Here is an 8366-nt window from a genome sequence, read left to right as displayed (position 1 = left end):
TCGGAACTTCCTTGACGACAACGGCATTGGCGCCAATCCGGCTGTCGTCGCCAATCTTGATGGCACCCAGGACTTTTGCTCCAGCGCCGATGATCACCCGGTCGCCGATGGTCGGATGACGTTTGCCGGTGTCTTTGCCGCTGCCGCCGAGCGTGACGCCGTGATAGATCGTGACATCGTCGCCCACCTCGGCTGTTTCACCGATCACCACGCCGGTCGCGTGGTCGATGAACAGGCCAGTACCAAGAGTGGCTCCCGGATGGATGTCGACACCGGTCAGGATTCGGGTGACTTCGCCAAGGGTGCGTGCGGCCACCTTCGCGCCGCGTCCCCACAGCCAATGGCTGACCCGGTGGCCCCAAATCGCGTGCACACCTGGGTAAGCGAAGACGACCTGCAGCGTGCTGGGGATGGCGGGATCACGCTCCTTCGCCGCCCGTATGTCGTCGCGGAACGCTTCGAGCATGGCTAATCCGCCAGATCGGAGAACAGCACGGTGCTCAAATATCGTTCTCCGGACGAGGGCAGGACCACGACCACCTGCTTGCCCTTGTTCTCGGGTCGGTGGGCGACTTGCAGTGCGGCGACTACCGCTGCACCGGAAGAGATCCCGGCCAGCAGGCCTTCTTCGAGGGCCAAGCGCCGAGCCAATTCGAGAGCTTCCTCATTGCCGACCTGGATGACCTCGTCGACAACGTCTTCGTCGTAGACCGGCGGGATGAACCCGGCTCCGATGCCCTGAATCGGGTGCGGCCCCTTCTGCCCGCCGGACAGCACCGGCGACGCAGCCGGCTCGACGGCGATCACCTTCACGACTGGCTTGCGTTCCTTCAGCACCCGTCCGACACCGGTGATGGTGCCCCCGGTGCCGACACCCGCGATGAAGATGTCAACCTTGCCGTCCGTCTGGGCCCACACTTCTTCCGCTGTGGTGGCACGGTGGATGGCCGGGTTGGCCGGGTTTTCGAATTGTTGGGGAACGAAGTAGCGCTGGTCGCTCTTGGCCAGTTCCTCAGCCTTGGCGATCGCGCCCGGCATGCCGTCTTTGCCCGGAGTCAACACGAGCTCGGCGCCGTACGCGCGCAACAACACTCGCCGCTCGATGCTCATGGTGTCCGGCATGGTCAGCACGAGTTTGTAGCCGCGAGCTGCTGCCACCATCGCCAGTGCGATGCCGGTGTTCCCACTGGTGGGCTCGAGGATGATCGTGTCGGGCTTGATCAATCCGGCTTCTTCTGCGGCGTCGAGCATCGCGACCCCGATACGGTCTTTGACGCTGCCCCCGGGGTTGAAGTATTCGAGCTTGGCGACCACATCGGCCCCTGCGCCCTCGGTTACCCGGCGCAGCCGGACCAGCGGTGTATTTCCGACTAGTTGTGTGACGTCTTCGGCAATGCTCATTTAGATTCGCTCCCACGGTCGCGGATCAAAGGTCGTCGGTCTCCCAGCTTATGTCGAACTCTATGGCTGTCTCGGTGGGGATGGCTAGCGCCACGGGGGTAAACCGTTGTCCCGCGCGGTCCAACGCCACTCCGGTCAACACGCGTCCGTGCAGATCGGCTGGAGTTTTCGCGATCACGGTCGCGGCCGACGAACCCGGTGCCCGGCGAATGTAGAAATCGGTACGCGGCTCAACTGAATCCATGGCATAACCGTCCGGGTCGACGAGCTGGTGTCCATCTGAGGCGGTGAGCGTCAGCGGGGTAGTTACCTGGAAGGGTCCGATCAGGTCGGCGTCGGCGACAGCGTCGACGCCGATGAGTGTCGGCTCAGCGCCGGGCTGGTGGGCTGTGCGAGCGGCTGCGGCCGCCCCGCTGAGCAGGTAGTTGTACAGATGCACGACCTTGTCGGCGTTGCGGTAATGCCGTGCACCGGTCAACCAGAAATTGACGTGCTCGATTTTTGGTGTGCCGGTCTCGGACGCGACGATCAGCCGGTAGTAGCGATAGCCGCGTCCGCCGCGGCCGTGGCTGCTGGTCGACAGCGTGCTGCCCTCGCCCAGCGTGCGCTGATAGCGACCCGCTTTAGTACCGGTGGTCAGCAACGATCCCGAAACATCATGCCAAACAACGCCATTGGATGATTTTTGGAGCCGCAGCACGGCGGTGACGTCAGACCCGGAGCACACCGAGTAGCCGCCAAGCTGGGGTTCCCCGTCGAATTCGAACGTGGTGACCGACCCGCGGGTGCGTCGCACGGCAATCGGCACGTTGAGCGGCCGGGTGTCCAGGGCCAGCCCGTTGGTCAGGTACCAGATCGCGGCCTGGGTCGCGGCGATCGCCTCGTGTTCGCTGATGTTGGCCGGCCCGATCGGATAGCCGGCATCGCGCAGGCGACGGCTCAGCTCGGCGGTGGGCAGCAGGGGATAGGAGTGTCGCAGGATCCAGTCGACCTCGGCCTCTTTGCCCGACGCGCGCAGATGGGACAGCTCCGACCAGGTGCCGAGCTGGTAGCGCGAGGGGTGGCGGGGCGAGACGCCGGTGAAGTCCAGCGAGTAGGCCGGCACGTTCGGATTGAGCCGAATCAGGTCGGTGCGCGCCCAGCTGCCGTCGATGAAGATGACTTTTTCCACCGTGTGCGAATAAGTGCCGCCGCGGTAGCGGGTCAGCCGCGACAGTTCGGTGGCCGGACGGACCGCGACGCGGCTGGTGGTCGCTATCCGTCCCGCAGTGCGGTGGCTGGGAAATAGAACAGTCATTGTTGCTTGAGCTTCCTGAAAGACTTTGGAGCGGTGCGCGATTCGATCTCTCCGGCCAAGCGGAGTGGATCGCCCTGAGGCGGGAAGCGCGAAGATTTCTACAGCGTCAGAAGGGCGTCAGGAAATCAACGACAACAACAGCAACAACAGATGGCGGCAAGGCAGCGCGAAGGTACGAAGCGCGACTGTGCGGCGTGTTGCATATCGCCACTATAGGGCATGATTTGACGCGGGCCCGTCGACCGCTGAACCCGCACCCCCGCCGAGATAAAAATCATGCTGAGTTTTACACTTGCCATGGTTCAGTGCGGAGCCACTTTGGTCGGCTGGCCTGCGCGGCCGGACACGGATCAACACTCGACGACGGAAGGACCACGATGACGTCGGCTCAGAACGAGTCACAGGCACTTGGCGATCTTGCTGCCAGGCAGCTAGCCAACGCGACAAAGACTGTTCCCCAGCTTTCCACCATCACCCCGCGTTGGCTGCTCCATCTGCTGAGCTGGGTCCCGGTGGAGGCCGGCATCTATCGGGTCAACCGGGTCGTCAATCCCGAGCAGGTCGCGGTCAAGTCTGAAGACGGCGCCGGCAGCGAGGGACCGCTTCCCGAGACCTATGTCGACTACGAGACCAGCCCGCGCGAGTACACGCTGCGGACGATCGCCACGCTGCTCGACATTCACACCCGGGTTTCTGACCTGTATTCCAGCCCGCACGACCAGGTCACTCAGCAGCTGCGGCTGACCATCGAGACGATCAAGGAACGCCAGGAGTTCGAGCTGGTCAACAGCCCCGAGTACGGGTTGCTGGCGCAGGCGACTCCCGAGCAGACAATCCAGACGTTGGGTGGTGCGCCCACGCCCGATGACCTCGACGCGTTGATCACCAAGGTCTGGAAGACGCCCAGCTTCTTCCTGACCCACCCGCTCGGCGTTGCCGCGTTCGGTCGCGAAGCCACCCGTCGCGGTGTGCCGCCGGTGGTCGTCAGCCTGTTCGGCGCGCAGTTCATCACGTGGCGAGGCATCCCGATCATCCCGTCGGACAAGGTGCCGGTGGAGAAGACCAAGACCAAGTTCATCCTGGTGCGCACCGGTGAGGAGCGCCAAGGCGTGGTCGGGCTGTTCCAGCCCGGCCTGGTCGGCGAGCAGGCGCCCGGCTTGTCGGTGCGGTTCACCGGCATCAACGAGTCGGCGATCGCCCGCTATCTGGTGACGCTGTACACCTCCTTGGCCGTGCTCACCGACGACGCCCTCGCCGTGCTCGATGGCGTTGCCGTGGACCGATTCCATGAGTACAAGTGAGCACCGCGCGGTAGACGCCGAAAGCGACTTGCCTCTTAGCTCCGCGGAACTCTCGGCGCTGGCCAGCCAGCTCTACGCGGCCAGCATCCGGCCCGGTTTCGACAGTCCGCCGCAGTCGGCTCCGGTTGCTCCGCGAGGCAACGCGCCCGACACAACGGCGGCCGCCTCGGCAGGTCAGACGGCGGCCGGCGCCGCGGATCAGTACCCGGTGCCGGTTCCGTTGCTCGGCGTCTCCGACGTCTATCTTCCTGCTCCGACGTCACCGGAACCGGAGCCACCACCGCAAGCAGTTCCGGTGGCCCCGCGGGGCAACGTGCCGGATACGACGGCGGGACCGTCACTTGCCGCGACGTCCGGCGGCATCGCGGATCCGTTCGTGCCGGCTGATTTCAGCGCATTCGCAGTGCCCACCGAAGGCATCGTCCCCACGTTGCCGGGAGTGCTGGCCGGAGGTGTGCCCACGGTTCCGGTGGCTCCGCGCGGTTCGGCGCCGTCGTGGCCGACCGGTGCGCCGTCGGTTCCCGAACTGGGGTGGACTGACACTGTGCCGGCCGCGCCGAGCGCGCCGCCCGGCGATGAGGGCAACTATCACTTCCTCACGGCCAACGACCCGGTGCCGCAGCTGGTCGACGAGCACGAGGTGTTCGACGTCAACGCGGTGCGGGCGGACTTCCCGATCCTCAAGGAAGTCATCAACGGCAAGCCGCTGATCTGGTTCGACAACGCGGCCACCACCCAGAAGCCACAGGTGGTGATCGACCGGCTGGTGAAGTTCTACTCGCATGAGAACTCCAACATTCACCGTGCCGCCCACGAGTTGGCGGCCAGGGCCACCGATGCCTACGAGGAGGCGCGCGACACCGTTGCCGAGTTCATCGGGGCACCATCGTCGGAGAACATCGTGTTCGTGCGCGGCACCACCGAGGCGATCAACCTGGTGGCTCACGCGTGGGGCGGCAAGCATCTGCAGCCGGGCGACGAGATCGTCATCACTCACCTGGAGCATCACGCGAATATCGTTCCCTGGCAGCTGATTTCGCAGCAGACCGGGGCCATCCTCAAGTGGGCGCCGATCGACGACGCAGGCAACCTGCTGTTGAACGAGTTCGAGCAGCTGTTGGGTCCGCGTACCAAACTGGTTGCGGCCAGCCACGTCTCGAATGCTCTGGGCACGGTGGTCCCGGTCGACAAGATCGTCGAGCTGGGTCACCGCTACGGCGCCCGAGTGCTGATCGATGGCGCTCAGTCGATTCAGCACATTCCTACCGACGTCGCCGAGCTGGGTGCGGACTTCTATGTGTTCTCCGGGCACAAGATCTACGGGCCCACCGGGATTGGTGTGCTCTATGGCACCGAGGAAGCGCTGACAGAGACGCCGCCGTGGCAGGGCGGCGGCCACATGATCGCGGACGTCACGACGGAACGTTCGCTGTATCAAGGCCCGCCGACGAAGTTCGAAGCCGGCACCGGGAACATCGCCGATGCGGTGGGGCTCACCGAGGCACTGCGCTACGTCCAGCGGTTGGGCATCGAACGCATCGCGGCATACGAGCACACCTTGCTGGAGTATGCGACACCGCGATTGGCGGACATCCCCGGTGTGCGCCTGGTGGGCACCGCCGAGGAGAAGGCCAGCGTGCTGTCCTTCGTGCTCGCCGGTCACGAGCCGCTCGAGGTGGGCAAGGCGCTGAACGCCGAGGGAATCGCCGTGCGCGCGGGTCATCACTGCGCGCAACCTGCACTGCGGCGGTTGGGGCTCGAGGCGACGGTCCGGCCGTCGTTCTCCTTCTACAACACTCACGAGGAGATCGACGTCTTCCTCAATGCGGTGCGACGGATCGCCGAAGGCGGCGCAGGAGTTGGGTGACCCGTCCTTGGCGTGAGCGTGCGCCGGGCCTGGGCAGTGGCTGCTGAAAAGGCGGCCATCTGCCCAGGTCAACGGTGCGTTCTGCGGTCCAATCGTCTGCCGGGCCACATTTCTTCTGCCTGATCCGAAAGGTCCCGCTCAGCGGCCGGTACCCGTAAATTCTCGACGTGGACTGTGTGTGCAGGCGGGCAGCGGCATTGATGTCGCGCGCCTGCACGCGTGCATACCCGCAGAACGCAGGGTGACCCAGGCCTTCCCCGTAGTCAGAGGAGAGCGATGACGTGCATCACGAGCCGGCAGAACGAGCAAACTCGATGAACGCCGCCGCCATCGCCGGAATCTCGACAATTCGTCGCGAATTTAGCCTGCTAAAAGGCACAAGTCCAAACGGCCGGAGTGCTCGTCCGATGGGTTGGCATGAGCCCGTCGAGCAAACTCGTCTAGACATAAAGTCGTGGTTTTTGTCACACGCGCACGGCTCGCGGCGGGGCGGATAGGCCGTTGCCGCAGAGAACTCCAGGGCCGACGGTTGCCGGGCTTGATTGGTCCAAACCCGCTACCGGCATCGGCGACTTCGTCGTGATGGCGGGCGAGACGTTCGCCGCCGCCTTTCGCCGGCCTTTCGCGCTGCGCGAACTGATCGATCAGATCTGGTTCGTCGCGAGGGTGTCGATTGTGCCGACCCTGGTGCTGTCGATCCCCTACACCGTTCTCATCGTTTTCACGCTGAACATTGTGCTGATCGAGGTCGGCGCCGGCGACTTGTCGGGTGCCGGTGCCGCGCTGGCCTCGGTCACCCAGGTGGGCCCGGTGGTCACCGCGATCGTGGTCTCCGGTGCGGGCTCCACGGCGATGTGCGCGGATCTTGGCGCCCGGACCATCCGCGAGGAGATCGACGCGATGAAGGTCATCGGCGTCAACCCCATCCAGGCGCTGGTCGTGCCGCGGGTGATCGCCGCGACATTCGTTGCCCTGCTGCTGTATTCGGCGGTCGCGGTGGTGGGCCTTACCGGCAGCTACTTCTTCGTGGTGTACGTGCAACACGTCACACCGGGGGCGTTCATCTTTGGGATGACGCTGCTGACCGGCCTTCCGCAGGTAATCGTGTCCCTGGTCAAGGCGCTGCTTTTCGGGCTTTCGGCGGGTCTGATCGCGTGCTACAAGGGCTTATCCGTTGGTGGCGGCCCGATTTCAGTGGGCAACGCGGTCAACGAGACCGTGGTGTTTGCGTTCATGGCCCTGTTCTTGATCAACATTCTGGCCACCGCTTTCGGTGTGAAGGTGTCTCCATGAGTACCGCCGAAGATGAGAGGTCCATACCGGGCTCCGAGATCGCGAGTCGGGTGGTCGCCTCGGTCCGCAGCTTGGGGGAGCAAACGGCGTTCATCGGCAACGCGCTGGTGTCAACCGTCGACGCGGTTCGGCGTTATCCAGGTGAAGTGCTGCGGCTGATCGCTGTTCTGGGGATGGGCACTGGGGCGCTGGCCGTCATCGGCGGCACCGTGGTCATCATCGGATTTCTGACGCTGACCACCGGCGCGCTGATCGCTGTGCAGGGCTACAACACGCTGTCCAATGTCGGGATCGAGGCTCTCACTGGGTTTTTGGGTGCCTTCCTCAACGTCCGGTTCATCGCGCCGGCGACGGCGGGGGTGGCGCTGGCAGCCACCATCGGTGCCGGTGCCACCGCGCAACTCGGCGCCATGCGCATCAATGAAGAGATCGACGCGTTGGAGGCGATGGCCATCCGGCCAATCACCTACCTGGCATCCACCCGCATCGTGGCGGGGGTGCTGGCGGTCATCCCGATCTACACCGTCTCCGTGCTGATGTCGTTTCTGGCGACCCGCTTTGGCACGACGATCGTCTACGGGCAGTCCCGCGGTGTGTACGACCACTACTTCTCATCGTTTCTGCACCCCACCGATCTGCTCTGGTCGTTCACCGAGGCGCTGTCGATGGCGGCAGCGGTAATGGCAATTCACACGTACTACGGCTACCACGCCACCGGCGGACCGGCAGGCGTGGGCGAGGCGGTCGGTCGCGCGGTGCGCTCCTCGATCACCGCCGGAGTTTTCATTCTGCTGACCATCACGCTGTCGGTATACGGACAGTCCGGCAATTTCCACTTGTCGGGGTGACGAGATGAGCCAAGAGACCCGCCGGCGCCGCGGCATTGATCCAATTTGGTGGGCACCGGTACTCGTTCTGGTGGTCGTTGCGATCAGCACGCTGACCGCGATGGCGTTCGAGGGAACGCTGCGGAAGACCGTTCCGCTGACGGTGATTTCCGATCGGGCCGGCCTGGTGATGGAGGACGACGCGAAGGTGAAACTGCGCGGCGTCCAGATCGGTGAAGTGGACCGTGTTGAGTCCTATGCCGATTCGGCCGGCACGAACCTTTCGAAGCTGAAGCTGAAAATTTATCCGAACGAATTCCGCTACCTGCCGAGCAACGTCGAGGCGGAGATCAAGTCCAGCACCGCGTTCGGCGCCAAGT

The 8366-nt window shown here is 64.5% G+C and carries 8 protein-coding genes; 5 read left to right on the top strand and 3 right to left on the bottom strand.

Features of this window, described 5'->3' with window-relative positions; translation table 11 throughout:
• The 3 genes from cysE to WAN02_RS00920 all read right to left on the bottom strand — a co-directional run.
• The coding region (cysE, locus tag WAN02_RS00930) for a serine O-acetyltransferase (RefSeq protein ID WP_422261947.1) at positions 1–466 on the bottom strand (466 nt) is incomplete at its 3' end.
• A 2-nt stretch (positions 467–468) separates the two neighbouring features.
• The gene (gene cysK / locus WAN02_RS00925) at positions 469–1401 is read right to left on the bottom strand and encodes a cysteine synthase A (RefSeq protein WP_422261945.1); all 933 of its coding nucleotides are present in this window, start codon (positions 1399–1401) and stop codon (positions 469–471) included.
• 25 nt (positions 1402–1426) lie between these two features.
• Positions 1427–2698: a thioester domain-containing protein gene (locus WAN02_RS00920; RefSeq protein WP_422261943.1), complete on the bottom strand. Its 1272-nt coding sequence runs from the start codon at positions 2696–2698 to the stop codon at positions 1427–1429.
• A gap of 377 nt (positions 2699–3075) precedes the next feature.
• On the opposite strand from WAN02_RS00920, the gene WAN02_RS00915 reads away from it, so the two are divergent.
• The 5 genes from WAN02_RS00915 to WAN02_RS00895 all read left to right on the top strand — a co-directional run.
• Positions 3076–3999, top strand: coding sequence for a family 2A encapsulin nanocompartment shell protein (locus tag WAN02_RS00915; protein ID WP_422261941.1), 924 nt, complete (start codon positions 3076–3078; stop codon positions 3997–3999).
• On the top strand, positions 3986–5866 hold the full coding sequence (locus WAN02_RS00910; RefSeq protein WP_422261939.1) for a family 2A encapsulin nanocompartment cargo protein cysteine desulfurase: 1881 nt from the start codon (positions 3986–3988) through the stop codon (positions 5864–5866). Before WAN02_RS00915 ends, WAN02_RS00910 begins: the two co-directional genes overlap by 14 nt.
• Positions 5867–6448: 582 nt before the next feature.
• Positions 6449–7159: an ABC transporter permease gene (locus WAN02_RS00905; protein ID WP_331512351.1), complete on the top strand. Its 711-nt coding sequence runs from the start codon at positions 6449–6451 to the stop codon at positions 7157–7159.
• Positions 7156–8007, top strand: a complete 852-nt coding sequence (locus WAN02_RS00900) for an ABC transporter permease (RefSeq protein ID WP_422261937.1) — start codon at positions 7156–7158, stop codon at positions 8005–8007. The genes WAN02_RS00905 and WAN02_RS00900 overlap by 4 nt, the downstream gene beginning before the upstream one ends.
• 70 nt (positions 8008–8077) lie before the next feature.
• Positions 8078–8366, top strand: a 289-nt coding sequence (locus WAN02_RS00895; protein ID WP_422261935.1) for an MlaD family protein, incomplete at its 3' end; no start/stop codon positions are given.

Origin of the sequence: Mycobacterium sp. (genome assembly GCF_049281135.1) — a bacterium.
GTDB lineage: Bacteria > Actinomycetota > Actinomycetes > Mycobacteriales > Mycobacteriaceae > Mycobacterium.
This window is presented reverse-complemented; position numbering and strand designations above follow the sequence as displayed.

What these genes read in the sequence shown, in the direction of transcription:
- cysK (WP_422261945.1), bottom strand. Translation starts at nt 1,401, where the DNA reads ATGAGCATTGCCGAAGACGTCACACAACTAGTCGGAAATACACCGCTG.
- WAN02_RS00920 (WP_422261943.1), bottom strand. Translation starts at nt 2,698, where the DNA reads ATGACTGTTCTATTTCCCAGCCACCGCACTGCGGGACGGATAGCGACC.
- WAN02_RS00915 (WP_422261941.1), top strand. Translation starts at nt 3,076, where the DNA reads ATGACGTCGGCTCAGAACGAGTCACAGGCACTTGGCGATCTTGCTGCC.
- WAN02_RS00910 (WP_422261939.1), top strand. Translation starts at nt 3,986, where the DNA reads ATGAGTACAAGTGAGCACCGCGCGGTAGACGCCGAAAGCGACTTGCCT.
- WAN02_RS00905 (WP_331512351.1), top strand. Translation starts at nt 6,449, where the DNA reads ATGGCGGGCGAGACGTTCGCCGCCGCCTTTCGCCGGCCTTTCGCGCTG.
- WAN02_RS00900 (WP_422261937.1), top strand. Translation starts at nt 7,156, where the DNA reads ATGAGTACCGCCGAAGATGAGAGGTCCATACCGGGCTCCGAGATCGCG.